This window comes from Leucobacter chromiireducens (assembly GCF_003917135.1).
GTDB lineage: Bacteria > Actinomycetota > Actinomycetes > Actinomycetales > Microbacteriaceae > Leucobacter > Leucobacter chromiireducens_A.
Genome location: NZ_RPDI01000083.1, coordinates 1 through 642 on the forward strand (window position 1 = coordinate 1; position 642 = coordinate 642).

Here is a 642-nt window from a genome sequence, read left to right on the forward strand (position 1 = left end):
CGGTGGAGGGCGACGCGGTCTGAGCCATTCGAGTAGCATCGACTGAATGTTCGAACCCCGCAGTGTGGCCCCAGGTATAGATTTACGCATCCTTCGGCCGGAAGATGCTTCGATGTTGGCGGCTGCTTATGAGCGCAATCGAGCGCATCTCACCCCGTGGGAGCCCGTGCGTCCCGAGGAGTTCTTCACTGAGCAGTTTCAGCGCGAAGATATCGAACACAGACTGGTTGCTACCCAATCCGCGGAGAGCTATCCCCTGGCACTGGTTCGCAACAACGAGATCCTCGGCCGCTTTAATCTCGCGGGCATCACTCGGGGCCCCTTTCAGAGCGCGGGTCTCGGCTACTGGGTCGACCGCAATCACCTGGGCCGAGGCCTCGCCTCTGCAACAGTTCGCGCGATCGTGGAAGAAGCGGGAGAACAGCTCGGGCTGCACCGGATAGAGGAAAGCACGCTGGTTCACAACATCGCATCTCAAAAGGTGTTGCTAAAAAGCGGGTTCCAGCAGATCGGAATGGCGCCTCAATACCTCAAGATCGCCGGGCACTGGCAAGATCACAACCTCTACCAGATCATCCTGCACGAATAGGATCGAGTACCTCGGTCCGAACCAGCTTGGCCCCGAGTACAACCTGCACGTGA

General features: G+C 58.7%; 1 protein-coding gene. It reads left to right on the forward strand.

What is annotated here, in order from left to right:
• Positions 1-46: 46 nt before the first annotated feature.
• The gene (locus EGM46_RS14570; RefSeq protein ID WP_125100827.1) at positions 47-589 is read left to right on the forward strand and encodes a GNAT family N-acetyltransferase; all 543 of its coding nucleotides are present in this window, start codon (positions 47-49) and stop codon (positions 587-589) included.
• Positions 590-642 lie beyond the last annotated feature (53 nt).

Excerpts from the sequence above, each read along its gene's own strand:
- EGM46_RS14570 (WP_125100827.1), top strand. The coding sequence starts at position 47 with ATGTTCGAACCCCGCAGTGTGGCCCCAGGTATAGATTTACGCATCCTT.